Source organism: Streptomyces sp. NPDC048142 (assembly GCF_043202835.1).
In the GTDB taxonomy this organism is placed as follows: Bacteria; Actinomycetota; Actinomycetes; order Streptomycetales; family Streptomycetaceae; genus Streptomyces.
The window spans coordinates 141,084-166,237 of sequence record NZ_JBIDBC010000014.1; the positions used below are offsets into that span (position 1 = coordinate 141,084).

Below are 25,154 nucleotides of genomic sequence, written 5' to 3' on the forward strand. Positions count from 1 at the left end.
GAGCCCGGGGCCGGGGAGGATCCGGGGTCGCATGCGGGCCACCACAGCGGCCGTCAGGAGAGCGTCCGCCACGGGAGCGGACGTCAGGGGCGCGTCCGGGAGAGCCGCCGTCATGGGGGTGTGCGGGAGAACGGCCGTCATGGGGGTGTCCGTCATGGGAGCGGCCCTCCTGCTGACCGGATGCGGCGGCCACCAGGACACGGCCTCCGTGCCCGAGGGCTGGGGCACGCTGGACACGAAGAGCCTGAGCGTCGGCTACCCGAAGAGCGAGGGGTACGCGGTACAGCCGGCGAGCGAGCGGGCCAGGAGCAACGCGGCCGTCGCACTCCAGGTGGACGACGGCATCCGCACCGGCATGGTCTCGGTCCAGCTGGACTTCGCGACCGGGGTGAGCGACGCGGCCGGGGCGGCGGCAGCGGCGGGCGCAGGCATCGGCCTGGGATCCACCCGCACGGCCACGGAGGACGTACGCCTCGCGGGCCCGGACAGCGCCGACGAGGCCCGCGAAGCCCGCCGGATCGACTACGACTTCACGGCGGACGGCCAGGAGGACACCCCGAACGCGGGGACGCCGATGACGGGGGTCCTGGTGGCGGGCGTGGACACGAAGGGCGTTCCGTTCGTGGCGCGCCTGAACGCGGTGAAGGACGCGGTCGACGCGGAGGACCTGGACGCGTTCGTGGGATCGATCACGGTGAAGTAGGGCGTGCCTGGCCGCACTTGCGGCGCTATCAGCTTCCCATCCGCTTCTCCCGCCATCCCTCGGGAGAACCCACCATGGCAGAGGTGAAGATCGACGCCATGGTGTTCGACGCCGTGGTGCTCGAAGCCTTCGTGCTCCGCGCCTTCGTGCTCCGCGCCTTCGTGCTCCGCGCCTTCGTGCTCCGCGCCTTCGTGCTCGATGTGCTCGGCACGGGCGGCCGTGACGGACCTGGCGAGGCGACTAGGGGTCCCGGACGGTGGCCACCGGGGCCCGGGGGTCAGCCCGCCTCGCCGGCCCGGTGGAGGGCTTCCAGGGCGGCCAGTTCGTCGTCGGACAGCCGCAGGGCTCCGGCGGCGACGTTGGCTGCCAGGTGGTCCGGGTTTCCGGTGCCGGGGATGGCGAGCACGTGCGGTCCGCGGTGCAGCGTCCAGGACAGCCGGACCTGCGCGGTGGTCACACCGTGCGCGCGGGCGACGGTGATCAGTGCGTCGCTGTCCGCGTCCGGGGAGGCGCCCGCCTCGCGCCCGGTGCCCGCGATGGAGTAGAAGGGCACGAAGGCGATCCCCTGCTCACCGCAGGACCGCAGGAACGCGTCCTGGTCCGGCGACCCGAGCCCGTACCTGTTCTGCACGCAGACCACCGGCGCGATGGCACAGGCTTCGGCGAGCTGCGCGGGCCCGACGTTGGAGAGGCCGAGGTGACGGATCAGCCCGGCCTCGCGCAGTTCGGCCAGCGCCCCGAAGCGCTCGGCGATCGAATCGGTGCCCACGATGCGCAGGTTCACCACGTCGAGGTGGTCGCGGCCGAGCTGCCGGAGGTTCTCCTCGACCTGCCCGCGCAACTGCCCCGGCGTGGCGTGGGTCCGCCACTCGCCCGAGGGGTCACGGCCCGGCCCGACCTTGGTGGTGATGACCAGGTCGTCGGAGTAGGGGGCGAGCGCGCTGTTGATCAGCTCGTTGGCGGAGCGGAGCCGCGAGAAGTAGAACGCGGCGGTGTCCAGGTGGTTCACGCCGAGTTCGCGGGCGCGGCGCAGCACCCGTATCGCACGGTCCCGGTCGCCCGGCACCGCGTCGACGTCGAACGCTTCGCCCTGCTGCGGCAGCCGCATCGTCCCGAACCCGATCCGGTTGACCACGAGGTCGCCGAGAGTCCAGGTGCCGGATGCTGCCGCGGTGATCGTCTCTGATGTCATGCCGCGATGATCTCCGAGCGGCGGCGGTCCCGGCAATGAGTTCGATTACTCCTGAATCATTGCCGGGACCGGAGTTCACGGATCCGAGTCCGCGTACGTGCAGGTGTAGCTGTAGGTGTACGTGTACGCGGGTCAGGCTGCCCGATCCTCCACAACTGGCCCACCCGGCGCGGGGTGTGGGCCGCCATGGGCATCGCGCCCGGTATCCGGCACCACCGCACGGCGGCCGTACTGGGCCGGTCGCGCACCCTGCTGCCGGCCGAACGGAAGACTCCCGGCCTCCGACGACCACCGAAACTGGCCCAATGCACACCGCATCGCCCGCGCCCTACGCCCTACCTCGGTGCCTGGAAGCCGCCGATCCTCTCCTCAAGCAGTTCGGCCAGCCGCAGCGGGGTGCGGTCCTCGAACATCGGCCCGATGATCTGCACGCCCACCGGCAGCCCCTCGGGCGACCGGCCCGCCGGTACGGCGGTGGAAGGCAGACCGGGCAGGGTGGCCAGACCGGCCCAGACGAGTTGGTCGAAGTACGGGAACCCGACGCCGTCGATGTCGATCCGGCGGGCCAGCGGATCGGGGATGTGGTCGTGCGGGAACGCGGGGGTGGGCGTGATGGGACACACCACGGCGTCGAAGCCGGCGAAGAACTGCCGCCATTCGTGACGGTGGTGCTCGCGGCGGGTGTTCGCCGCCATCCAGTCACGGTGGCTGAACACCATGCCGCGCAGCCGCGCCGCGTCGAGACTCCGGTCGTCGGCGCTCAGTCCAGCGGCGTTGGCCTGCAACTGCTCGTACGCCTCGACGGGGAAACGCGCGACGGAGCCCGAGAACAGCAACTGCGTGTAGAGCTCCCCTGCTTCGGCGAGATCGGGCAGCAGCGGACTGCTCCGCTCGACGCGGGCGCCGCCGTCGGCAAGGGCGTCGGCCACCCGGCCCACGCCCGCCCGCACCGCGGACCCGGTCGGAATGAGCGGATGCTCGTCGAGGACCAGGACCCGGAAGTCGCCGATCCGCTCGTGGCGCGCGGGCGGCAGCTTCAGGTCGTACGCGCGACCGAACGTGAGCGGGTCGGGTCCGGCCATGACATCGAGAAGGAGCGTGAGGTCACGAGCGCTGCGCGCCATCGGACCGACGACGGCGAGGTCCGGCCCGAACGGCAACGCGGGCGTGGCGGGCGGGACCATGCCTCGGTCCGCCGCGAGCCCGACGGTCGGCTTGTGCGCGTAGACCCCGCAGAAATGTGCGGGGGTGCGCAGCGAACCGGCGAGGTCGGAGCCGATGGACAGCGCGCCGAACCCGGACGCCAGCGCCGCCGCCGATCCACCGGAGGACCCACCCGACGTACGACCGTGGTCCCACGGGTTGTTGGTGGTGCCGTAGATCTCGTTGAAGCTCTGTATGTCCTGCAGCCCCAAGGGCACATTGGTCTTGCCGAGCACCACCGCACCTGCGGCCTTCAGCCGCGACACCTGCACCGCGTCCTCGGCGGGCAGGTGGTGCCGGTGCTGCGGCATGCCCCAGGTCGTGGGCAGCCCGGCGATGTTGTAGGACTCCTTCACCGTCACCGGAATGCCGAGCAACGGCCGGTCCTCACCACGGGCACGCGCCTGATCGGCATCGCGGGCGGCAACCCGGGCGCGGTCGAAGTCCGGCACACAGACAGCGTTGATCGCCTTGTCGTCCCGCTCGATGCGGGTGATCGCAGCGTCGGTCAGTTCCGCGGAGGTCACTTCACCGGTACGCATAGCAGCCGCGTTTTCTTCGGCCGTCAGAAAATTCCACGTCATGGATACGAACGTATGCGCCCCTGGGAGAGGGCAGGAAATTCCGATTCACGCAACGGCGACGAGATCCCGCCACTGCCCGGAGGCCGCACTCACTACGGCACGCCGAACAGTGAAGTGGGACCGCGCGTTCCGCTTCTCAGGACAGCGGGCAGCCGAGGGGGAGGACACGTTCGGTCAGCCGGCCGGTGAGGAGGGTGTCGGTGACGGCCGCCTCCGTCAGCCAGTCCGCCGCGGTCAGCCGGTCCACGAGCTCCGGCAGGCCGCCGGGGTCGATGGCGCACCAGGAGGCCAGAGCTTTCAGGCCGATGCCCTGCCCCTGAGGCCCCAGTTGTCCGTCGGCGTCGGCCCCGGTGGCCAGGGCCAGGGCGAGCAACCGTACGTCGGACCCGGTCTTGGCCTTGCGGAGCTTCTTCTCCCCGACGACCCTCTGCGCCCATCCGCTGAGCTTGGGGCGCATCTTCCTGCCGAACGTGAACGGGCCCGGGTCGCTCTCGTCGGGCGTCAGGGAGGGCACGCTGATCCGGGTGGGGTTCTCCGGGCGGGAGGCGATCAGTTCGTCGACGGTCCCGGCGATGCTCAGCCAGCCGCACTCCACCAACTGCCCCACGAGGTGCTCGGCGTCCAGCAGGGGCAGCCCCTTGAGGTCCTGCCCGACGAGATTGCCGACACCGGACTGCGCGGTGCGCAGGGTCAGCATCACCACCAGCAGGCGCGCGTCCGGGCCCGGCAGGGGAGCATGGTCGGCCACGTGGGTGAGGACGGCCCGCGCGTGATCCCACTGCGCGGGTGCGGTCAACAGCCGTGCCACAGCGGGCCCGTCACCGTCCGGAGCCTGGCCGATGCGGTGCAGATGCTGGAGACGGGCGGTGGCGGCGGCCTGTTCGGCTCGCTGGGCGTCGAGGCGCAGCCCTGTGTCAGCGGTGACTTCGGCCCAGGTGCTGAAGGCCTTCGCCTTGCGGGCGTGGAGGTCGGCGAGCACCTCGAGGTCGGGTTCGGCGCGCTGCTGGTAGGCGCGGAAGAGTTCACCGAGTTCGGTGAGTTCGTCGCGCAGTGAGACGGGTCGCAGGTCGTGCGGGACGAAGCGCTGCGCGATCCTCCCCCGCCGGGCACGCTGCCGCGTCGGCCTGGCGGAGCGGGGAACCGGCACCTGCTGCGGGGCAGCGGTCCCGGGGGCGCTGTGCGAGAAGTGCGGGCTGACGGCCGACACGGTTGACCCGGGGGCGGCGGCATCGGCCCGGAAGGCGTCGGCCGGAGCCGGCCTGTCGGGAACCGGGGCGGTGGCGACGACCTTCGCGGTGGGGTGGGCGGCCGCACAGCGCGAGCAGCACTCCATGACCCGCCACCAGCGCCCTGCCCGGTCCGTGACGACGGCCAGGACGACCGCGCCCCCGCACCGCCAGGGTGCGGGACGCTCACGCGGTCCGGCCGGGCGGATGTGTGTGTGGCATTCCTCGGCCCGGCAGGCGCAGTACACCGTGGGGCGGGGCGCCGGGCCCGCGCGCAGGTGGGCCTTGAGATGCTCGACCGCTGCCGTGCGGCCGGCAGCCGCGGAGGGCAGCGCCTGCGCGGCGCAGGCCGGGCGGCTGCACGAGACGCGCACGTCCGCACGTCCGCGGCCGACAGGGTCCAGCCGCACCGTCCACGTGCGGCCCGTCACCCGTTCGTTCGTCGCGTGGGCCTCCACACCCATCACACCCTCCTCGACGCCTGTTCGTATGTGCACCCCGGCACCCCACCTGATGAATGTGCCTGCGGCGCGCGGCGCGTCATGGTCTCCTGCGCCGGGCAGTCCGGATTCCGGCCCACAACACAAACGACGGTCCGCCGTTCGGGTGACGGGCACGGAGAGCATGTGGCCGGTTTCCTGCCATGGCGGGTACTGCAACCAGTTCTCGCGCCCGCAGCGTAACCGTCCGCTGTCCGTGATCAGGGGGACTTCACACCCGTTACCGCGCCTCAGCACGCCCGGATATCTGCCCCGGTCGCGGCAGCGAAACTCCCCCCACCCTGCTGCTGCCAGAAAGAACAGTCCGGACTGGCCCCTCCCAGCCCGGACTGGCTCAATGTGCCCGTATTCTGGCCACGTTGCTCCTGTGAATACCCTCCGCCTCCCGCCCTAGAATGGCCGTGGGGATATTGGCTTTACGGGGAGGGGCGCTGTGGCGCACGGGGGAGGCGGTTCGGCTGCGTCGCCGGACACGGGGGAGTCGTTCGACAGCCTGTACGCGGTGAATCCGCAGCAGGCGTTGGTGATCGAAGCCCAGAAGATGAAGGCCTTCAAGAAGAGGGTCGACGATCTGCTGATCGCACTCGACGGCTCGGAGGCTGCTCCGGCCCGGATGGGCGGCGGCCGTATGTCCCGCGCGCAGCTGGGCGCTGCGGAGTTCGGTGAGGCGCAGTTCCTGTACGAGTCGTACACGGTCGTCCACGACGAGCTGGAGAAGCTGTCGAAGGCGCTGGGCGCGCAGATCGAGGGCATGGGCCTGGCGGTCCATTCGTCCCGCGTGGGTTACGACAACATCGACCAGGACATCCGCGATCGCATGAAGGCGATCAACACGGAGGTCGAGTCGCTCTACGACCGGGACCGGGACCCGAACGTCGAGGTCGCGCCGAAGGAGAAGAAGGCGGACAAGGAGGCGGGCTTCTGATGGCCGAGGGAACCGGTGGCAGGAGGCCGCAACCGCGGCATACGGACTTCGAGTCGATGACGCACCAGCAACTGGCCGCCCTGATCGCGTCGGCGAGCCCTGCGGGTGCGTCGAATCTGTCGACGAAGCTGGCCCAGGCATCCTCCACGATCACGAAGATCGGCCAGGACCTGAGGGAGTACGTGTCGGGTCTGCCGTGGCACGGCGAGGGCGGTGACGCGTTCCGCTCCTGGGGCGGGCAGACGGCCAGTGCGACGCTGCGGCTCGGCGAGTACAGCAAGGGCGCGTCGCGGTGGATGGAGCTGATCGCGGAGGCGATCAGCGAGGCGAAGGCCGCGATGCCTCCCGTGTCGGAGACAACGCAGGCCCAGAGCGCCCTGGCAAAGGCGAAGGCCGCGTACGACGTGGCGATCGACCCGGCCCACCGCAACGACCCGGACGCGCGGGGCCTGGCGCGGTCCGCGCAGTCGGACGCGGTGGCGGCGGAGACCCGGATCGACGTGGCGCGGGGCGAGGCGGCGCTGCGGTTGCGGAAGCTGGGGCAGACGTACGAGTTCACCGCACAGCAGGTGAACTCGGCTACGCCGCCGACGTTTCCGCCGCCGGCGATGTACATGCCGGGATGGGCCCACGCACCTTCGTACAAGCCGGCCCCGGGTGAGGGCGCAGCTGCGCCCTCAAGGCCGGTGGCCGGTGCGGAATCCGTGACTGCCCCGACCAGTCCCGTGCGCCCCGACGCGGTTCCTGTGCACCCCGACACGGTGGCCGGTGCGCTGCGGCCCGGTTCGGGCGTATCCCCGGCGCAGCCCTCGCTGGTAGAGCCCGCGACGCATACGGAGATCGACAGCCTCACGACGTTGCCTCCTACCACGCCGTCGTCTCCTGCCACGCCTCCAGTGAGCACACCGCCGGTCGGCACCTCTGATCCCCGGGGTATGCCGCCCGCGCCGGTGCCTCCTGTGTTGGGCAAGGGCGCTGTCAAGCCTTCAGTACCAGCCACGCCTCCCGTGACAGGCCTCCCCGGCCAGACCGGTGTACGGCCACCGTCCCTGCCCACGCAGGGGCCGGTGGGCCCCGGTGGGCCTGCGCGTCTGCCGCGTGACAGCGGGATCATCGGTGGGCGCCCACTGCCACCGAGTACGACCGGCCCGGGGCAGAGCATTCCCCGCGGTCTGGCCGTCGGCGGTGAGGGGACTCCGACCGGCCGGGGCCCGATGGGACACAACCCCGCGATGGGGACAGGGAACGGCACCACGCGGCCGGGTGTACCTGGTGGTAGCCGTCGCTACGCCTCCGAGACGGGGGGAATCGTCGGAGGTAGCCCCCAGCAGGCCGGTAGGCCTGGGACGAACCCGCTCACGCCGAGAGGTCCCGGTCCCCTGCCCGGGGCCTCTCCTCGACAGGGTGCTTCGGGTACTGCGGTGGGGCGGGGAGGAGCGGCGACGACTCCGGCCTCGAACTCGTCGTCCCGCCGACGTAACAAACAGGGCGGCCCTCGGCCCGACTACCTCACCGAGGACGAGGACGCCTGGAAGCAGAACGGACGCCGTGTCGTCCCCCCGGTCGTCGAGTGACATCCCTGCACCGAATCCGTAAGAGGTACGAGATGCATACCAGCAGGCAGCCCGCCAGGCTCCGCCACGCCTTGACGGTCGTCATGGGCCTGGTGCTGGCGGGTGTCGCGACACCCCCCGCACACGCTGAGACGGTCCGGGAACAGCAGTGGCATCTCAACGCGATGCATGCCGAGGAGATATGGAACACGAGCACCGGCGAAGGCATCACCGTCGCGGTGATCGACTCCGGCGTCGACAAAACCGTGGCTGACCTGCGTGACCAGGTCCTGGACGGCATCGACTACTCCGGCAAGGAAGGCGACGAGCACACGGACCAAGCAGGACACGGCACCAGCATGGCTGCCCTGATCGCAGCAACTGGAGCGCGTGGCAAGAACAGCGGATCTCATGGTCTGGCTCCTGGCACGAAGATCCTTCCCATCAAGATGCCGTACGGGAAGACGGGGACGTTGTGGACCAAGAGCCAGGCGAGAAAATACGCAGCGGACATGGCCCTGGCCATCCGTTTCGCTGCCGACTCCGACGCGAAGGTCATCAACGTCTCCATGGCGAATCCGGGAGCGGATAGTCCAGAGTTGACCGCCGCTGTGAAGTACGCGGTAACGAAGGGTAAGTTGATCTTCGCGGCGGCCGGCAACAGCGGCGACGTCAAGAATGAGAGGGAGTACCCAGCTGCGACTCGGGGTGTCGTCGGCGTGGCCGGCGTGGACCAGAATGCCAAGCCGGTCAAGGACTCGCAGTGGGGCTCCCAGATCGACATCGCCGCTCCCGGCAAGGACATGGTCAGCGCCTGCGCAGGCGGGACGCAGCTCTGTGACGGCACCGGCACGAGCGGCGCCTCCGCTCTCGCCTCCGCCTCCGCCGCCCTCATCTGGTCGCAGCACCCGGACTGGACCAACAACCAGGTCCTGCGCGTCCTGCTGCAGACGGCCAGCGGCAACGAAAAGGGCCTGAGCCGCGACGACGTCATCGGCTACGGCGTCGTACGCCCCCGGATCGCACTGACGGACCCGGGCGATCCGGGCCCGGCCAACGAATACCCGCTCCCCGACTTCACCTACGAGGACACCAAGTCCCCGTCCTCACAGCCCACCAAGCCTGCGGAAAGCCCTGCCCAGCCGAAGACCGCGCCGACCGGGTCCGATGACGACAGCAACGCCCCGACCATGTGGATCGCCGCAGGCATCGGCGCCGCCGCCCTGCTCGGCGCAGCTGTCACTGCTCTGGTGGTCCGTAACCGCCGTGGCCGCGCGACACCCGCCCCGGCTGCGCCTCCGGCACCGTACGGGGGACAGCCGCCGCACTTCCCGCCGGCCTTCACACCGCATCAGGGCTTCGAACCCAGGCAGCCACACAGCACGGACCACAACCAAAACGGGAGGGCATGAGGATGTCTTGGGATCGAGAATGGCAGGAGATAAAGGCTGGAGTGCGTGAGCGCGAGCCCGCGTCCATGCAACTGAATCAGCTTGCCCCTGGTGGTGGAGGGGGCAGTGCACCGGATCTGGCCACAAGCCCCGATCGAAAGAAGGCAGCGAGCAACGCGATCGGAGAATATCTGGAACCCGGTGTCAAAGACCATGGCAACGATGCTGAAGAGAGCACAGCAGCAGCGGTGAAGGAGTTCGGCGCCAAAGACGGTGACGGTTGGGACACCTCTGCTGCCCTGAAAAAGGTGCACGCGACGTGGGAGAAGCAGGTCACGGCGCTGAGGGGTCGCCTGCTCTACGAGGCGAACGGGTTGTTGAAGACGTCAGTCGATCTACGGAGCAACGACATCGGAATCGCTACAAGCATGCGACCGAAGTCTAATATCGACAATCTCTGACCGCTCCCGAGGGGGGACTGTGCCTACTTACTACGAAGTTATGCAAACCGATCTGTCCAAGCTCACTGCTGCCGCCGGTAAGTGGAAGGCGATGGCGGGTGAGTTCAAGAAGCTTGAAGATCAGTACAAGCGGGATGTTCACGGAGTGACCGTGGACGGCTCATGGGCGGGCCTCAGCGCGGCAGCCGCCAATGAACACTTCAATGTGACACTACGGGAACTCCAGGGAGCCCAGAGGGAAGCGAAGGCGATCGCCTCGCTGCTGCACGACGCTCACACCCAGTTCGTCGATCTGCGGGGCAAAGTGCAAGCTGCACGAGCCGATGCTATCGAGGCCGGCATGAAGGTCTCGGCCCAAGGCGCCGTCTTCTTCGACACCGAGAGACTTACCCCGAGTAGTCGCAACGCCTACCACCACGACCCGAGCTACCAGGAGTCCGGGCGGGCCGAGCGGCCAAATGGGAGCAGATAATTGATCGAGCCGTCAAGGCAGTCTCTGACGCTGACGCTGGTGCCAGAATCGCGCTTAACGCCGTCGTCGTCGACACCGACTTGCTTGACGGAACGGTGAACGGATTTAACACGAGAGCCAAGAATGACATCGAGAAATACGAAGCCGATCACATGGCGGAGATTTCCACTCGGATCAATTCAGGGACAGCAACCGCTCAAGACCTCAAGGAAGCAGAGCGCTCAATGCGCGACAATTCCGGAAACAAAGCATACAGCCAAACATTGCTCAATAACCTGGGCCCTGACGGAACAGTCAAGTTCACCAATAAGCTGAACGATCTTGCCTATTTCGACGACAAGGACCGAAAGAAAGACTATCTAGCCCTTCAAAAGGGCCTATCCACATCGCTGGCCGCCGCCACTCGGGTTCCGGAGTTCGGGGCAGACGGCAAACCTCTTCCGCCCGGATCGAAGCGGGAAGCCCTGGCCATCGGCTCTAAGCAATACTCCGAGGCAGTCAAGAACTGGAGGACGACTGAGGACGCGAAGTTCTATAACAATTGGCTTAACGACATGAAAGAGGTCGGAAGAAAAGAATATGACGCCAAGGCAGTAACCGAGCTCACCGAACTTGAACGCTCCGACGATAAAGCCCACGGGTACCAAAGCCTCGTCACCATGATGCAGCAAGGAGGCGACTACAGCGGAACATTCCTGCACGACCTGGCAGATGATATCCGACGAGCAGAAGACCCCAAACAGAAGGGCAATCCAGACATCTGGGATATCGGGGCCGAGTACGACGGTGAGAACCGGAAGAATGACGGGGGCTGGTTTGCCAACGACCCCATGGACGGCGTGCTCGGCCTGATGAGTAAAGATCCCGACACGGCCACCGCCTACTTCGACCCAAAGGGATTCCAGTTCAGTGACGACTCAGGCTCTGGAGCTGGCGCAGTAGTGCAACACGGGAGCGACCGCCTTAATTACCTTCAAAACGAACGGGACTGGGAGGTCGTTGGCGACACCGTGTTGACCTACAAAGACGAGGCCTCGTTCAGCGTTCCGGACGCAAAGGATGCCGACAGTGGAATTGGATTCGGATCCGCGCTTGAGGCGGCGGCGACCGGCCGCCTACCGGGTACCGCAGACGTACCCGAGGGCTACGAAAAACACTCTGCAGCACAATCTCGCGTATTCGAGGAGGTAATCAGGTCCTACGCGGAAGCAGCAACCTCGGAGGGGCACGGTTCAGCAATCCCTGAAAACATGCGGCAGAATATGGGAAATATCGTCGCCCACTACCCAGATGACATCCATCAAATTCTTGGAAAGAACGCCGATTTCTCCAGCCCTGAATATTCAACGAAACCGAATGACCTGGATGTGAGTAATGGCGAGCTGACGCGGTTCCTTCGCGAAGCATCTGCGAATGGTGGCGCATATCGCACCATCCACGACTCGCAGGTCGGTGTCATTGCGCAGGAAATAGACGGCCTCTCGAAGGACGATCTGACGATCAGGCCTGGTGCCGAACAGGCGGACACCGCCACGGGTACTGTGCGGGAGTCTGGATACGTCATGGGCACACTAGACCAAATCCGTGCCGACGTCCTGATTGATAACAGGGACGCAGAGATCTCTCAGAATAACTGGAACAAGACTTACCAGTATCATCTTGCTGGTGCACCGGTGACTGGCCTACCGTTCTTTGGTGACGGAATTCAGCGCATGATTGACATCGGCACAGGAAAGGAGGCCGAGGAACTCAATAATGCTGCGCCCAGTAGAACCCGGGAAGAGCTAATCCAACATTACGACGAGAACGGGTATCCGCGGCTCAACAGAATGCTCAGTAGCCATTTTTCAGAGGTGGGTATACCGCCGACGCAGGTTACGGAAAACGGAAGTCGCGTATCTGAATTGACTAGCGCCGCCAGGGGTGCGTACGGTGACGGGCTTGATTCTGCCGACGGATCCATTGGGGAGCAGGGGTGATGAAAACCTCTAGGAATCGCAACCGGGCAACCCGACGCCTCTTCGTCATCATTTCCGCTGCCAGCGCCCTGACTGTGACTGCAGGGGTCTCCCTCTTCCTGCTGGGCGGTGACGGAGAGGAGACAAAAAATCGCGAGGAGAAGCTCTGCTGGAGTCTGGTGCCAGCCAAGAGTCACAACTCTACCGGGTCACTGAAGGATTGCGGCGACGCGCTGGAAGTTGCCATGACCGGTAGCCCGGCAGGCCAGAAGAAGCCAGATGATGATGGCATGCTCGGCTCCAAACATGCAGCGGTGACCGAGAAAGTAGTCAAGACGTACGCCGACTCCAAGACCGCCGCCATCCCTAGCGAGATCCGTGCGAATCTAGCGAACGCACTCACATATTACTCCAGCGACATTCACGATATTTTGAGCATTCAGGCTGATTTCTCTAGCCCTGAGTTCTCTACGAAACCCAACGATCTAGACATCGAGCGGTCGGAGGTCAGCGGCTTCACCGCGTCGATAGCCAGGGACAGCAAAGCATTCGATGTTGTTTACGACGCGCAAATGCGACACGTTGCACATGAAGTCAACACCCTCACTCGCGCAGAGCTGACTCGTAAACCCAGCGGCAACACCGACCGCGCTCGCGGAGTCGCTCGTGCGGCTGGCGCTTCCGCAGGAACGCTGTATGGAGCCCGAATCGCAGGTGGCAACAAGGAGACCGACACCATCTCGTCCAGATACGGCTGGCCACACCTGGAGAAGCTTTTGCGGGCACGCTGCAACCAGCTGGATGCCCCGATAGACTCGGAGCGAGTTCAGGAGATCTATTCTCTAGCAAGGTCGTCCTTCAATGACTGGGATTAGCCTCGAATTTCGTGACGGTCTGTCGGATCTCCGGTGGGCCGTTTCGCCTGTTCGGGCCGGTGGCGGGTGTGCTGGGGACCCGGCCCAGGAGCGTTTTAAAGTCCCGGTGATCATGTGAGTTCGCAGATCGCGGCGGTGCGAGGAGTGCGGCGGCGCCTGGTTCTTGCCGGAACAGCCGCTGTACCTGGTTCCCGACATCTTGCCGCCCGTGGTCGAGACGGTGAAGCTTGCACCGGAACGCTCCGGGCGGCCCAAGTCGGCGCAGGCCGGGCCCGGTCGGACCGGGCGTGGGGGGGGGGGGGGGCGGGGCGGGCGGGCCCCCCCCCCCCCCCCCCCCCCCACGCCCGGCGGCCTTCCCGGCCGCCGGTGAACGCCGCTCAGCGGGGCAGCAGGACCCAGGTCTTCGTGCCCCGGTGCGGCGGAAGCGCCCCGTCAGTGCCCCACGCGCCGCCCCAGTCCGCCACCACTGCTGCCAGAAGCCACAACGCCCGACGGCGACGGCCCCAGCAAAGAGCGGCCACCTCGGGATCGTCGTGACCGGCGTGCTGGTCCCAGGTCACCAACCGCAGGGCGTCGTCCCGCTCGCGCACGGAGACGTACAGCTCCTTGTCAGGTGCCATCCGCGTGGCTACGGAGAGGAGTTCACCCATGGCGAGCGCCGCGGGCCATGCGTACCGGGTGAGCCCGTGGGTCCCCAGCGCTGCGGTGAGCAGGGCTCGCCCGACCGCAGCGCTGCGCGGGTCGCCCAGCAGGGTCACGCTCAGCGCGAGACCGCGCCCGGAGAAGGTGAGCGGTGGGGCGTGCGGGGCCGACGAGGCCGGCGCCTCGACGGTGGCGGGGCAGAGTACGGCGCGTGAGGACGGAGGCATGGCTGACTCCCTTGGAGTAGTGGTGTGTTGGGTGGTGCCGGTGCTGTCCGCGTCGGAGCACACAGAAGGCTCGCGTCCTACTCAATGGATTGTGGCCTGTCTCCCTGACGCGGCACCGCCACTCCCAGGGCAGGAGGAGGCAGGCAGAGCCGCGCGATGCACTTCGACCCATCGGTGCGTGAGCGGTGCATGACTCAACATAGCCTTACGAGGGTTAAATTACCCCAATCACAAGAGAATTGAGCCCTTTCGTGTCTGGTCGCACGTACAGGCGGCAGACTTTCCTTGACCGTCTGCGGAAAGGACCGGCATGGCAGCGAGGACATCTCCTACCGACCGTCAGCGGCGGCTTGGCGCCGAAGTGAGAAGGATGCGCATGTCGGCGGGGGTGACGGCGGAGTCCGCTGCGGCGCTTCTGGGCGTCGATCGCGGCAAGATCTCGAACATCGAGTCCGGGGCAAGGCCCATCAGCCCCGAGCGAATCCGGACGCTGGCCGGCGCCTGCTCGTACATCGATGACCGATTCGTCGACGCGTTGGTCGACATGGCACGCCCGCCCCAGCGTGGCTGGTGGGAGCAGTACCGCGCCTCGCTGCCGCATGGCCTGGGTGACGTCGCGGAGCTGGAGTCCCACGCCGTACGCATGAGAGCCGCATACGCCATCCATATTCCTGGCCTGCTGCAAACCACCGACCATGCCCTGGCCCTCTTCCGGACGGTGGTCCCGCCGCTCCCCGAGCACGAGGTCGCCATGCGTCTGACCCACCGGCTCCAGAGGCAGCACGTTCTTGAGGAGCCGAACCCCACCCCGTACATCTGCATCGTGCACGAGGCCGCGCTACGGATGCAGTTCGGTGGCACAACGGTCGCGCGCGGACAGTTGCACCACCTGGCGAAGAAGGCGGAGCAGCCGAACGTACGCCTGCTCGTGATCCCGTTCACGGCCGGTGCGTTTCCTGGTGCCGGGCAGACAGTCTTCTATGCGGATGGCCCCGTCCCCCAGCTCGACACCGTGCAGATCGACAACTCGCACGGGCCTGACTTCCTGCACTCGCCAGACCAGTTGTCGAAGTACCGGGCACACCTGGACTGGATGGAGCGGATCGCCCTGGGGCCGGACCAGTCACGTGACTTCATCCACCACATCGCACGCCAACTCTGAAAGGTCGACCATGCGCCGGATCAATTGGGAAGACGCGTTCTGCGGCGAAGGCAACTCCTGCTACCGCATAGGCACGGACGAACAGGGCAACAGCTACATCGCCCGCCAGGGCGAGGAGCAGGCATACCTCACGGACAGCCGGGAGGCCCTCCAGCAGCTGATCCGCGACATCAAGGCCGGAAAGGCAGACCACCTGCTGTGATGGGAGAGGGTCCCGTACAGCGTTCACTTCGCGGTACGGGACCCTTGGTACAGGACGGCTCCCGCGCGCAGGGTGCAGGGGCATGGATTCGGATCCGGGGGCGCATGAAAGACAGGTTGGCGCTGCGGCATCGGTGGCGCGGTGTGGTGGGCGGCTTGCGGGTGCGCCCTGTTGATGCTGGGGATCACGGCCTGGAACGATGTGGTGGGCACCAGCGTCCGGCCGAATCCGCCTGGCCCTGGCCCTGGCCCTGGTCCTGGTCCTGGTCCTGAGGAGTACGAAAGCTACGCCTTCATGGTCGTCTTGGCCGCACTCTGCGTACGAATCGCCCTGCGGGGCGTCGTCCTGCGCCCGGCAGGCGTCGCTGTCGTCGGCTTTCTCCGCACCCGCCGTTTCCCCTGGCAGGACATCGCCGAGGTTGAACTGGCTCTGCACACCGGCGAATCCGATTCCGGCCGCTGGCGCATAGCCTTCCGCCTCCACCACGAACTACGCCTCGCCTGGTGCACACGCGCCCGCACCCACCATCGCGGAGGGGGCGACGGCGGGTGCGGGTGCGGGTGAGCTGACCGGTCAGTCTCGTGAGCACGTCACCTGGGCCTGGAGAATATGAGGTCAGGCCCCCTCGCCGCGCGGGAAGGAGACCTCCACGCGGCGGTTCTTCTTCCGGCCCTCTTCGTTGCTGTTGCTGGCGATCGGGTATTGCTCGCCGTAGCCCCGGATCTCGTACGTGATCGTGGGGCCGAGCTCCTTCGACAGGACCCCGTGCACGGCGTCGGCCCGCTTCTTGGACAGGACGTCTCCGTGGGCCGACGAGCCGAGGTTGTCGGTGAAGCCGAACACGCGGACCTTGGTCGTGTTCTGCTTCTTGATCTCCTCGGCGATGGCGGCGATACGGGCGTTGGCCGCCGAGCTGAGCTTCGCGCTGTCCTTGCCGAAGAGGACTTCGGCCTGGAGTGCGAACTTGATGTCGGCGTTGCTGTCCTCGCGGCGTTCCTCGCCGCCGAGGTCTTCGACCACCTGGACGATGTCGAGGACCCGGCCGGGGGCCAGGGTGCCGCCCTCGGGCATCTTCAGGTCGGGGTCGTTCGGGTCGATGGGAACGGGCGGCTCGGACGTTACCTCCGTGCCGGGCGGGACGCTCGGCTCGTCGTCGGCGTACGAGGGTGACGCTCCGAGCAGCGTGGTGCCGGCGAGCAGTACGACGACCGCGACGGCTTGCCCTACGCTGCGCGCCGCCCGGGGGCGCTGTGTGGTCTTCATGGCCGCACTCACCCAGAAATCTTCAGCGAGGTGGTGGCGAAGGTGGGGAGGGTGAAGTCGACCTCGGTGGTGGTCTGCGGCGGAGCCGGGAACTGCATGAAGACCGACGCCGACTTGCCCGGAGCAAGGGATGAGATCGCCGTGGTGCAGAGGCAGCGGGAGTCGGTGTCCCGAAGAACGTAATAGCGCTTCTTCCCCACCTTGTCCACGAGCGTCGCACCGGCGACGGAGTTGGGGTTCTTGTTCACGATATTCACCTCGGACCCGGACCACGCCGTGGTGATCCGCGCTTGGTCCCCCTTATTGGTGACTTCGCCCTGAACTGTGAGGAATCCGCCCGAGTCACGCTTGACCTCGTTGATCACCAGGACAAGCCCACCCTGGCCCCGCGCCTCCGCGAGCTTCACATCCGGGTCCACGTTCTCCCCCGCAGCCGTGTCCTGCTGCTGCGGCTCACCTTTGTCCTCCGCGGAGGGGCTGGCCGGGGCGGACGGCGCGCTGGAGCCCTCCTTGCCGGGCTCATCACCTCCGTCGTCGCCGCAGCCGGCGAGAGCAAGAGCCAGGGCGGCCGTCATTGTGACAGCCGTCATCGCCCTTCTGGTCGTCGTGGTCCGCCGCATGCTCATGGTCCGATTCCTCTACTCGTCGTTCGCTTCGCTGTCACTGGTCGACCAACCGCACATCAAAGAGGGTCCGGCTCACGCTCTCCCACGGTGGAGGGCCGGCGGGCGGGATCTCGACGATTTCGCCATTCCGGCACGTGAAGATGAAGAGGTCCTGGACTCCGTCACTGTTGGAGTCCACAGCCTTCGGGTTGGGGCAGCTGAACTCGATGAGGGCGGTGGCCTTCGCCTTGGCCTTCTTGTTCTGCGAACCGGGGAGCACCGGCGAGTCCACCGGCTTGCGGCCCTCGACCTCGACCGTGATCCGGTCGCGCAGGTATCCGGGGGTCGGATAGCAAAGCCTATGGTCCGCGTCGTTGGCGGAGGCCAGTCTTTGCGCCTCGGAACAGGGCGCGTCGAAGGGCTCGATGAGGAAGGCGTCCAGCATGTTGTCCCGCAGCGAGGCGTAGAACCCGGGCCCGAAGTCGTCACGCGCCTGCTGAGCGGCGGCCAGCGCGGCGGCGTCGGCCGCGCCTTGGGACCCGTTGCGTAGTGCCGAGGCTTTACCTACAGCAAAGAAGGCCAATGCGAGGAAGAGCAGGCCCGCCACCATCATGATGTAGATGGGGAAGGCCTGCCCTGCATCGCCGCGTGGACGTGTACGCATCAGCCAGAGGTGATGGCAGTCACAAGTCCGTCGATGCGGTCCGAGATGTTCCCGCCGATCCCGGCGGCCGCAATCGCACCGATGATCGCCACGACCACCAGGACGATGCCCAGATACTCGAACGCCGTCTGCCCCCGGTCCTTCGACGCGTAGCGCTTCCGCATGCTGCAGACGGCGGTGTTGGCCCAGCCGTTGACGCGGACGGCGGTCTTCAGGGTGATGTTCGACATGGTGTTCCCCTCCTGGTTCAGCCGACCGGTTGCCGGCCGACTCGGACGTTCCTGCGGTGTCGCTCTCGGTACCGGCTTCCTCCCGGCCGGTGCCGTTGGCGACGAGAGAAACATAGAGGGGAATCATCGTTCGCCCAGAGGGCCCGTGGGCCCATTCCCGGGCCCAAAGAGCTTCCTGGGTCCTCTCGTTGCGAGGTCGCTCGGTCATGGCTGCCGCCCGGGGTTCCGGGGTGCGGTGCCGAGCCAGTGGGCGATGGCCTCGCTGCGGGTGGCGCTGTGGAGCTTCGTGAAGATGCGGTTGATGTGGTTCTTGACCGTCTTCTCGCTGATGAAGCAGGTGGCGGCGATCTGCTGATTGCTCATTCCGGACGCAATCAGGTCCATGACCTCCACCTCCCGCGAACTCAGCCTGTACTGCTGCCTGTTGGGGGCGTACGCCGATCCCCCGGACACAGAAGACTGTCCCACAGAAGGTTGCAGTTGCGAAAGGCTTTCCGAGTTTTCGAGGGGATGTGACGGTGCCTGCACGGGCATGGGCGGCGTCGTCGGTGCCGACCCCAGGCCCTCGGGCAAGGGGCCCCTTTGCCGGCCCGTCCCCTGGCGCATGTGGGCCAGCAGGGCGTCGGCCGCCGTGGCGGTGAAGTTGGCGCGGCCGTCCTTCGTGTCGCGTACCGCCTGGACCAGTTGGTCCGCCGTGAACTCGCCGTGCACCAGGTAGCCGCCCGCGCCCAGGCGCAGCGCCTCGTGGACGATCTCGCTCTCGCGGCTGTACGTCAGCATCAGCACGGGCGCGATGCCGACCAGGTGCGGCAGGGCCGAGATGCCGTCCACGCCGGGCATCCGGACGTCCAGCAGGACCACGTCGGGGCGGTGCCGGTGCGTCTTCTCGTACGCCTCGCGGCCGTCCGCCGCCTCCGCCACGACCTGGATGTCGGCCCGGCCCGAGAGCAGGACGCCCAGGCCCGCCCGGACCACCGGGTTGTCGTCCACGACCACGACCCGGAGCCGGGCCGGCGCGGGAGCCGCGGGCGCCGGCGGGAAGGGGGACGCGGCGGGCCCGCCGGGCGGCGTCGGCGGGGTGGGGTGCTGGATCGCAGTGTGCTGGGGTCCGGCGGGGCCGGGGGCCGGGGTGAGCGGGATGTGCGACGACGGGGGCTGCGGGGCGTGACGGTGGGCCGCCGCCCCGTAGTGGCTCGGCGCGGGGGAGACATCATCCGGCATGCTGCGACCTCCTCTCAGGGTCGGAGTCATGGGTGGGGGGCGTTGTGCTCGCCGGTGCGGGCGAGGGGGCAGCAGAGGGGGCGGGCGGAGACGCCGGCCGGGTGTTCTCCTCGGTGGCCGGGCTCGTCAGCGCCGCCAGCGGAAGCTCCACCCGCACCTCCGTGCCCTTCTCCGCCTTCCCCCGGCCGATCCGGATGCGGGCCCCGATGGACGCGGCCCGCTCCACCATGCCGACGAGGCCGAAGCGGCCGGCCCGGCGGAGGGTGTCGAGCGTCGTTCCCGCGGGCAGGCCGCGCCCGTCGTCGTACACGCTGACGCGGAGCATGTCGCCCTTCACGCCCGCGAGGACGATCAGGTACGAGGGGCCCGCGTGGCGGTGGGCGTTCTCCAGGGCCTCGGAGGCGACGGTGAGGAGTTGCCGGGCGACCGCCTGCGGTACGGGCGGGACCGGGGTCTCCTCGGCGAGGCGGCGGAACGTGGCCGCGATCGGGTGGCGGTCGGTGAAGTCCTTTGCCTGGGCCGACAGTTCGGCGATCAGGTCGACGCCGCCCTCCAGGCCCTGCTCGCGGCGCAGGTCGGTGAGCAGTTCCCGGGACTCGGCGGCGGCCCGGCGGGCGGCACGGGCGACCAGTTCCGCCTGGAGTTTCACGGTGGGCGGGTCCATCCGGTCCGCCGAGCCCGCCAGTCCGTCGGCCGCCAGCGCCAGGCCGTGCAGGGTCTTGGCGACCGAGTCGTGCATCTCCCGGGCCAGCCGGGTGCGTTCGCCCTCCACCGCCTCGTTCACCGCCAGCCGCGCCCGGGTCTCGGTCAGCGCCTGGGTGGCCGCCCCGAAGCGCAGGAGCAGGTTACGCAGGGTGACCCCGACCGCCCCGGCGATCACACAGAAGCCGGGCAGGAGGAGTGCCGTCCCTCCGCCGCCCTCCAGCTTCGGGACGCTCGCGTACACGCCGAAGACGATGACCACCTGGAGCACCGCGAAGACCGCCGCGCCGCGCCAGCCCTGGATCAGGCCCGCCAGCAGCGGGGTGCAGACGGTGACGTACGCGAGGGTCGACTCGGGGGTCGCCGTGATCAGCAGCAGCGCGCCGAAGAACACGTCGACGGCCAGGAGCCAGGGGTGGCGCAGGAGCACCGGGCCGAAGCGCTCCCAGTCGCGGAACAGGAGGTACGAGCCCATGAAGGTGACCAGGATCGCCGTGCCGATGAACCAGGTGGGCAGACCGGGTGCGGTGTGGTCGATGGCGTACGGGGTCGCTATCGCGATCATCGCCAGGCGGAAGCCGAACACCTGGCGGCACATCGCCTGGAGCGCGTTGACCTGGATGGCGAAGGCCGGGCGGGCCGGGGTGCCGGTGTGGGCGCGGGTCAGGTCCGCGGTCAGTCCGGGCCGGGTGCCGCTGAGCTGGTATGCCATGCGCCTGTCACCTCCGTCCTGTGCCCCGTACGACGCCTACGTCCCGCACATCCCGCGCACCCCCGAACACCCCGCATATCCCGTGCGTCCCGCACATCCTGTGCACCCCGTGCGTCTCGTGCACCCCGCACATCCCATATATCCCGTGCATCCGTCGCGCTCGACGAGCGTTCCGGGGCGCAGAGGTTGCGTCCCCATCCCGCCCGTCGTTCATGTCATCCGCCCGTGAGGAACGCGAAGTCGACGTCCGCTCCGTACACGAATCCGACGGTCAGCAGCACGAGCGTGCCGGGGAGGAGGAACGAGGTCACCGCGAACGTCGCCTTCGGGACCGCCTTGGCCGCCTTCCGGCGGGCGTTCTGGGCATCGGTGCGGCGCATGTCGTTGGCGATCTGGATGAGCGTCTCGACGATCGGCGCACCCAGTTCCTCGCCCTGCTGGAGCGTCGTGACGAACATGGCGACCTGTTCGGAGTCGTTGCGTCTGCGCAGTTCCTCGAAGGCCTGGCGGCGGCTGACGCCCATGTCCATCTGCCGCAGGGTGATGCGCAGTTCGTCGGACCAGGGGCCCTCGTACTTCTCCGCGACCCGGTCCAGCGCCTGCCGGAAGCCGAGTCCGGCGGAGACGACGACGGCCAGGACGTCGAGGAAGTCCGGCAGGGTTCGTTCGATGTGCTCGCGGCGGACGCGAATGGCCGACCAGATGCCCGCCTCCACCCAGAACAGGCCGAACGCGATCATCAGGAGGGCCAGGAACAGCTGGCCGCGCAGGAGCATGGAGAACGCGCCCAGGAGGCCCAGCGCGCCGTAGACCGCGCGGCGGGCCGCGTAACGGTCGATGGTGAGGCCGCCGGGGTTGCCCGCCAGGTCGATCTGGCGGCGCTTCTTGTTGACGGCCTTGGGGCCCATCATCCGCAGCACCATGGGGGCCCAGCGGATGCCGAGGCGGTCGATGCCGGAGCCGACCGCGCTGGTGCGCGAGGAGCCGGATTCCAGGGCTACGGCGAGGTCGCCGGGGAGTTTGGCGTCGGCCCGGTACATCCGTATGCCGTGGATGGCCCCGCAGACGGCGAGGCCGACGACCAGGGCTAGCAGCAGGTCCATGGCGGTTCTTCTCCCAGCTCGTCAGACGTCGATACGGGACAGGCGGCGGATGACCACGAAGCCGATGGCGTACAGGGCGATGGCCACGACGACCGCCGCCTGGCCGATGAAGGCTCCCGTCATGCGGTCCAGTGCGCCGGGCATGACCGCGTTCATCAGGAGCATCGCGCCGATGCCGAAGGCCGGTACGGCGTAGGCGGTGACGGTGACCTGGGAGAGCTGGGTCTTGACCTCGCGGCGGGTCTCCTTGCGCTCCTCCAGGGTCTCGGTGAGGTTGCGCAGCGAGCTGACGACCGTACCGCCTGCCCGGTTGGAGAGGACCAACGTCGTGACCAGCACCACCAGTTCGCGGGAGGGCAGGCGGTCGGTCAGTTCGCTCAGCGCGTCCTCCAAGGGCTCACCGACGGCCAGGCGGCGTGCGACCCGGGCCAGTTCCTCGCCGGCCGGGTTCTCCAGTTCGTCGGCGGCCATGGACAGCGAGGTGCGCAGGGCCAGGCCCGCCTGGGTGGCGTTGGCGAGGATGCGGGAGAGCTCGGGGAGCTGGTTGATGAAGCGCTCGGTGCGCTTGACCCGCTGCCAGTTCAGGAACGCGTTGGTGCCCCAGAGACCGATCAGGGCGGCGACCGGGCCGAAGAACGCGGCGAGCATGGAGGAGGCGATCATCCAGAGCCCCGCCATCGCGACGAGCGCGTAGACGAGGAACTCGCCGGGCGTGATGTCCAGGCCGGTCGCGGCGAGTTTCAGCTCCAGCTTCCGGCCGACGGAGGTGCCGCGCAGCCTGCGGTCGAGGCCCTTGAAGCGGCGGACGCGGCCCGTCTCGGGGATCTGTCCGACGTGGGAGAGCCGCTCGACGAGGGCGTCGCGGTCGGCCTTGCCGCCGGAGTAGGCGTACAGGCCGATCACGCCGAGCACGCAGGCCAGCAGCGTGACGCCGACGGTGACCAGGGGGAGGTTGACGTTGTCCATGGCTCGGTACCTAGTTGGCCTCTCGGGTGGCGAGCTGTTCGGCGGACTGGGCCACGCCGAACGCCTGCGGAATGGGCTGACTGGCCAGGTAGAGGCGCTCGGCGACCTTCCGGGGCAGCGGGAGGTACTGGAAGTCGCCGTGGATCCGGCCGTCCGGGGACATCGGCCGGGCGTTGAACCGGGCGACGGTGACAATGCGGTACGGGTCGCGGCCGTGCGAGTCCAGGACGGCGATCTCGGTGATCTTCCTGGCGCCGTCGGCGTGCCGGGTGAGCTGGACGATCACGTCGACGGCGCTGTTGATCTGGTCGTGCAGCGCCTCGAAGGGGATCTCGACCTCCGACATGGAGGCGAGGGTCTGCAGGCGCATCAGCGCGTCCTCGGCGCTGTTGGCGTGGACGGTGGCCAGCGAGCCGTCGTGGCCGGTGGACATCGCCTGGAGCATGTCGAGGGACTCGCCGCCCCGGACCTCACCGACCACGATGCGGTCGGGGCGCATACGCAGGGAGTTGCGGACCAGGTCGCGGATGGTGATCTCGCCCTTGCCCTCGACGTTCGCCGGGCGGGACTCCAGCCGGATCACATGGCTCTGCTGGAGCTGGAGTTCGGCGGAGTCCTCGATGGTGACGATGCGCTCGGTGTTCGGGATGAGCCCGGACAGCGCGTTGAGGAGGGTCGTCTTGCCGGTGCCGGTGGCGCCCGAGACGATGACGTTGAGCTTGGCCTGGACGAGGCCGGCGAGCAGGACGAGCATCTGTTCGTCCAGCGAGCCGAAGCCGATCATCTCCTGGAGGGTGAAGGAGCGCGGGAAGCGGCGGATGGTGAGCGTCGCGCCGGTCAGCGACAGCGGCGGGATGATCACGTTGACACGTTCACCGCTGGGCAGGCGGGCGTCGACCATCGGGTTGGACTCGTCGACGCGGCGGTTGACGGTCGACACGATCCGCTCGATGGTCTGCATCAGCTGCTCGTGGGAGCCGAAGCGCATCGGGAGCTGTTCGACCCTGCCGTTGCGCTCGACGAAGATCTGGTCGGGGCCGTTGACCATGATCTCGGTGATCGACGCGTCCTCCAGGAGCGGTTCCAGGATGCCGAGGCCGAGCGCCTCGTCCACGACGCGGCGGATCAGCTGCGAGCGCTCCGCGGTGGAGAGGACCGGGCCCTCGCGGCTGATGATGTGGCCGAGGACGCGTTCCAGCCGGGCCCGCCGGTCGGCGGCGGCCAGCGAGGACATCTCCGCGAGGTCGATCTCCTCCAGCAGCTTGGCCCGGTAGGTGGCCACCAGGTGGCCGTCCTCCCGTGCCCCGCCCTGCTCCTCCGGAGCGGTCATGCGTGCCCGCAGGCTCATCTGCGTAACTCTCCTCGGTGTCGGCGGCTGGTGCTGGGGTCGGCCGGTTGCTGGTGCTGGGGCCGGTCGGTCGTTGGTGCTGGGGCCGGCCGGTCGCTGCGGTCCGGGACGCGCTCCGGGCTATTCGCGGGGCATGGTCGCGCTGCGTACGGCGTACCAGTCGTCCAGGCCCGGCACGATGGACGGGACCTTGATCCGTACGGTGGCCTTCACATCGCTTCCGCCGCTCTCCCGGTAGTCGAATCCCTGGTCCTTCTTGAGCCAGTCGCTCACCGCGTCACGGGCCGCCGACTCGCCGGTGCCGTGCGCGTCGTAGCTGGCTTCCGTACGGGCTCCGGCGCGGGCCGCGGTGCCTGCCTGGTTGACGGCGTACGCGGCCAGGCCGAGCTGGATGGCCGCCATCGCGACGAGGAGCAGCAAGGGGAGGAAGCCGAGGTACTCCATCGCCACCTGGCCCCGGTCGCGGCGCGTGCCCGCGCGCGGGGGCGTGGTCGGGGGCGGGCGCATGGTTGTGCTCGCCGTCGTACCTGTTCTCGTGCTCGCCGTCGCACTCGCACTCGCACTCATGCTCGTACTCGCGCTCGTACGCGTGCGGAGGTCGCCGCCGCCTGTGCCGTACGGCATGGTCGTCATCGCTCAGTCCTCCCTCGGCGATCCGGCTTCGCCCTCGATCTCGGTGTCGAGGGCGAACAGGCCCGGCACCAGCACCGGGACCTTGAGCGTCACCGTGGCCTTGTACAGGTCGCCGCTGTGGCCGCAGCTGACGTCGGCGTTCTCCGACCAGGCATCGGGCAGGTCCTTCGTCGCACCGGCCTCGCAGGCCGCTTCCGACCCGTACTCGGCGCCGCTGCCCTTGCGCGCGCCCACGTCGGCCGCGTTGCCCGCGAGGCTGAAGGTGTAGCCGATCAGGGCGCACTCCCAGAGCACGAGCATGATCAGGATGATGAAGGGGGTCATGCCCAGGAACTCGACCGCGGTCTGCCCCCGGTCCCCGTCCCGGCGGTCACGTAGGGCGTTGATCCGCCCCCGTATACCGCTTCGTGCCGTCCTTGTGGTGGTCATCG

Annotated in this window: 26 protein-coding genes; 11 read left to right on the forward strand and 15 right to left on the reverse strand. The window is 68.1% G+C overall.

What is annotated here, in order from left to right:
- The first annotated feature begins 154 nt into the window (after window positions 1-154).
- On the forward strand, window positions 155-703 hold the full coding sequence (locus ACGF2Y_RS19670; RefSeq protein WP_392948891.1) for a hypothetical protein: 549 nt from the start codon (window positions 155-157) through the stop codon (window positions 701-703).
- Between the two features lie 277 nt (window positions 704-980).
- On the opposite strand, the gene ACGF2Y_RS19675 is transcribed toward ACGF2Y_RS19670, so the two are convergent.
- The 3 genes from ACGF2Y_RS19675 to ACGF2Y_RS19685 form a co-directional block, all read right to left on the reverse strand.
- The gene (locus ACGF2Y_RS19675) at window positions 981-1,895 is read right to left on the reverse strand and encodes an aldo/keto reductase (RefSeq protein WP_392948893.1); all 915 of its coding nucleotides are present in this window, start codon (window positions 1,893-1,895) and stop codon (window positions 981-983) included.
- 335 nt (window positions 1,896-2,230) lie between these two features.
- The gene (locus ACGF2Y_RS19680) at window positions 2,231-3,682 is read right to left on the reverse strand and encodes an amidase (RefSeq protein WP_392948896.1); all 1,452 of its coding nucleotides are present in this window, start codon (window positions 3,680-3,682) and stop codon (window positions 2,231-2,233) included.
- A 136-nt stretch (window positions 3,683-3,818) separates the two neighbouring features.
- The gene (locus ACGF2Y_RS19685; protein ID WP_392948899.1) at window positions 3,819-5,372 is read right to left on the reverse strand and encodes a hypothetical protein; all 1,554 of its coding nucleotides are present in this window, start codon (window positions 5,370-5,372) and stop codon (window positions 3,819-3,821) included.
- A gap of 469 nt (window positions 5,373-5,841) precedes the next feature.
- Between ACGF2Y_RS19685 and ACGF2Y_RS19690 the strand changes: the two genes are divergently transcribed.
- From ACGF2Y_RS19690 to ACGF2Y_RS19720, 7 genes are all read left to right on the forward strand, one after another.
- On the forward strand, window positions 5,842-6,333 hold the full coding sequence (locus ACGF2Y_RS19690; RefSeq protein WP_392948902.1) for a hypothetical protein: 492 nt from the start codon (window positions 5,842-5,844) through the stop codon (window positions 6,331-6,333).
- Complete coding sequence (locus ACGF2Y_RS19695) at window positions 6,333-7,907, forward strand: hypothetical protein (RefSeq protein ID WP_392948905.1); 1,575 nt, start codon at window positions 6,333-6,335, stop codon at window positions 7,905-7,907. Before ACGF2Y_RS19690 ends, ACGF2Y_RS19695 begins: the two co-directional genes overlap by 1 nt.
- Before the next feature lie 32 nt (window positions 7,908-7,939).
- Window positions 7,940-9,298 (forward strand): type VII secretion-associated serine protease mycosin, encoded by a 1,359-nt coding sequence (mycP, locus tag ACGF2Y_RS19700; protein ID WP_392948908.1) that lies wholly within the window; start codon window positions 7,940-7,942, stop codon window positions 9,296-9,298.
- 41 nt (window positions 9,299-9,339) lie between these two features.
- Entirely contained in the window at window positions 9,340-9,738 is a 399-nt protein-coding gene (locus ACGF2Y_RS19705) for a hypothetical protein (protein WP_392948910.1), read from the forward strand.
- A gap of 40 nt (window positions 9,739-9,778) precedes the next feature.
- Entirely contained in the window at window positions 9,779-10,210 is a 432-nt protein-coding gene (locus tag ACGF2Y_RS19710) for a hypothetical protein (protein ID WP_392948913.1), read from the forward strand.
- Window positions 10,211-10,305: 95 nt separating this feature from the next.
- Window positions 10,306-12,189 carry a hypothetical protein gene (locus ACGF2Y_RS19715; protein WP_392948916.1) on the forward strand — a complete coding sequence of 628 codons (1,884 nt, stop codon included), beginning with the start codon at window positions 10,306-10,308 and terminating at the stop codon, window positions 12,187-12,189.
- Entirely contained in the window at window positions 12,189-13,043 is an 855-nt protein-coding gene (locus tag ACGF2Y_RS19720) for a hypothetical protein (RefSeq protein ID WP_392948918.1), read from the forward strand. The genes ACGF2Y_RS19715 and ACGF2Y_RS19720 overlap by 1 nt, the downstream gene beginning before the upstream one ends.
- A 377-nt stretch (window positions 13,044-13,420) precedes the next feature.
- Here ACGF2Y_RS19720 and ACGF2Y_RS19725 read toward each other — a convergent pair whose 3' ends face one another.
- Window positions 13,421-13,912, reverse strand: coding sequence for an ATP-binding protein (locus tag ACGF2Y_RS19725; protein ID WP_392948920.1), 492 nt, complete (start codon window positions 13,910-13,912; stop codon window positions 13,421-13,423).
- A gap of 310 nt (window positions 13,913-14,222) precedes the next feature.
- Here ACGF2Y_RS19725 and ACGF2Y_RS19730 point away from each other — a divergent pair, with 310 nt between their 5' ends.
- The 3 genes from ACGF2Y_RS19730 to ACGF2Y_RS19740 all read left to right on the forward strand — a co-directional run bounded on the left by ACGF2Y_RS19730 (window position 14,223) and on the right by ACGF2Y_RS19740 (window position 15,840).
- Window positions 14,223-15,074: a helix-turn-helix domain-containing protein gene (locus tag ACGF2Y_RS19730; protein ID WP_392948923.1), complete on the forward strand. Its 852-nt coding sequence runs from the start codon at window positions 14,223-14,225 to the stop codon at window positions 15,072-15,074.
- A gap of 10 nt (window positions 15,075-15,084) precedes the next feature.
- On the forward strand, window positions 15,085-15,276 hold the full coding sequence (locus ACGF2Y_RS19735; RefSeq protein ID WP_392948925.1) for a hypothetical protein: 192 nt from the start codon (window positions 15,085-15,087) through the stop codon (window positions 15,274-15,276).
- A gap of 294 nt (window positions 15,277-15,570) precedes the next feature.
- A complete protein-coding gene (locus tag ACGF2Y_RS19740) occupies window positions 15,571-15,840 on the forward strand; it encodes a PH domain-containing protein (RefSeq protein ID WP_392948927.1) in 270 nt (89 codons plus the stop codon).
- A gap of 51 nt (window positions 15,841-15,891) precedes the next feature.
- Here the strand turns inward: ACGF2Y_RS19740 and ACGF2Y_RS19745 are convergent, their stop codons facing one another.
- From ACGF2Y_RS19745 to ACGF2Y_RS19795, 11 genes are all read right to left on the reverse strand, one after another.
- A complete protein-coding gene (locus tag ACGF2Y_RS19745) occupies window positions 15,892-16,539 on the reverse strand; it encodes an OmpA family protein (RefSeq protein ID WP_392948930.1) in 648 nt (215 codons plus the stop codon).
- 8 nt (window positions 16,540-16,547) lie between these two features.
- Window positions 16,548-17,165 (reverse strand): hypothetical protein, encoded by a 618-nt coding sequence (locus ACGF2Y_RS19750; protein WP_392948933.1) that lies wholly within the window; start codon window positions 17,163-17,165, stop codon window positions 16,548-16,550.
- 34 nt (window positions 17,166-17,199) lie between these two features.
- Entirely contained in the window at window positions 17,200-17,808 is a 609-nt protein-coding gene (locus tag ACGF2Y_RS19755) for a pilus assembly protein TadG-related protein (protein ID WP_392948936.1), read from the reverse strand.
- Window positions 17,808-18,038 (reverse strand): hypothetical protein, encoded by a 231-nt coding sequence (locus ACGF2Y_RS19760; protein ID WP_392948938.1) that lies wholly within the window; start codon window positions 18,036-18,038, stop codon window positions 17,808-17,810. The genes ACGF2Y_RS19755 and ACGF2Y_RS19760 overlap by 1 nt, the downstream gene beginning before the upstream one ends.
- Before the next feature lie 204 nt (window positions 18,039-18,242).
- A complete protein-coding gene (locus ACGF2Y_RS19765; RefSeq protein WP_392948941.1) occupies window positions 18,243-19,259 on the reverse strand; it encodes a response regulator in 1,017 nt (338 codons plus the stop codon).
- Window positions 19,249-20,673 (reverse strand): sensor histidine kinase, encoded by a 1,425-nt coding sequence (locus tag ACGF2Y_RS19770; protein WP_392948944.1) that lies wholly within the window; start codon window positions 20,671-20,673, stop codon window positions 19,249-19,251. Before ACGF2Y_RS19770 ends, ACGF2Y_RS19765 begins: the two co-directional genes overlap by 11 nt.
- Window positions 20,674-20,888: 215 nt before the next feature.
- Window positions 20,889-21,776, reverse strand: coding sequence for a DUF5936 domain-containing protein (locus tag ACGF2Y_RS19775; RefSeq protein WP_392948947.1), 888 nt, complete (start codon window positions 21,774-21,776; stop codon window positions 20,889-20,891).
- Window positions 21,777-21,797: 21 nt separating this feature from the next.
- On the reverse strand, window positions 21,798-22,742 hold the full coding sequence (locus tag ACGF2Y_RS19780) for a type II secretion system F family protein (RefSeq protein WP_392948949.1): 945 nt from the start codon (window positions 22,740-22,742) through the stop codon (window positions 21,798-21,800).
- A 10-nt stretch (window positions 22,743-22,752) separates the two neighbouring features.
- Window positions 22,753-24,090 carry a CpaF family protein gene (locus tag ACGF2Y_RS19785; RefSeq protein ID WP_392948952.1) on the reverse strand — a complete coding sequence of 446 codons (1,338 nt, stop codon included), beginning with the start codon at window positions 24,088-24,090 and terminating at the stop codon, window positions 22,753-22,755.
- Between the two features lie 120 nt (window positions 24,091-24,210).
- The gene (locus ACGF2Y_RS19790; protein ID WP_392949031.1) at window positions 24,211-24,597 is read right to left on the reverse strand and encodes a TadE/TadG family type IV pilus assembly protein; all 387 of its coding nucleotides are present in this window, start codon (window positions 24,595-24,597) and stop codon (window positions 24,211-24,213) included.
- A 129-nt stretch (window positions 24,598-24,726) separates the two neighbouring features.
- Window positions 24,727-25,152 carry a TadE/TadG family type IV pilus assembly protein gene (locus ACGF2Y_RS19795; RefSeq protein WP_392948954.1) on the reverse strand — a complete coding sequence of 142 codons (426 nt, stop codon included), beginning with the start codon at window positions 25,150-25,152 and terminating at the stop codon, window positions 24,727-24,729.
- Between the last annotated feature and the right edge of the window lie 2 nt (window positions 25,153-25,154).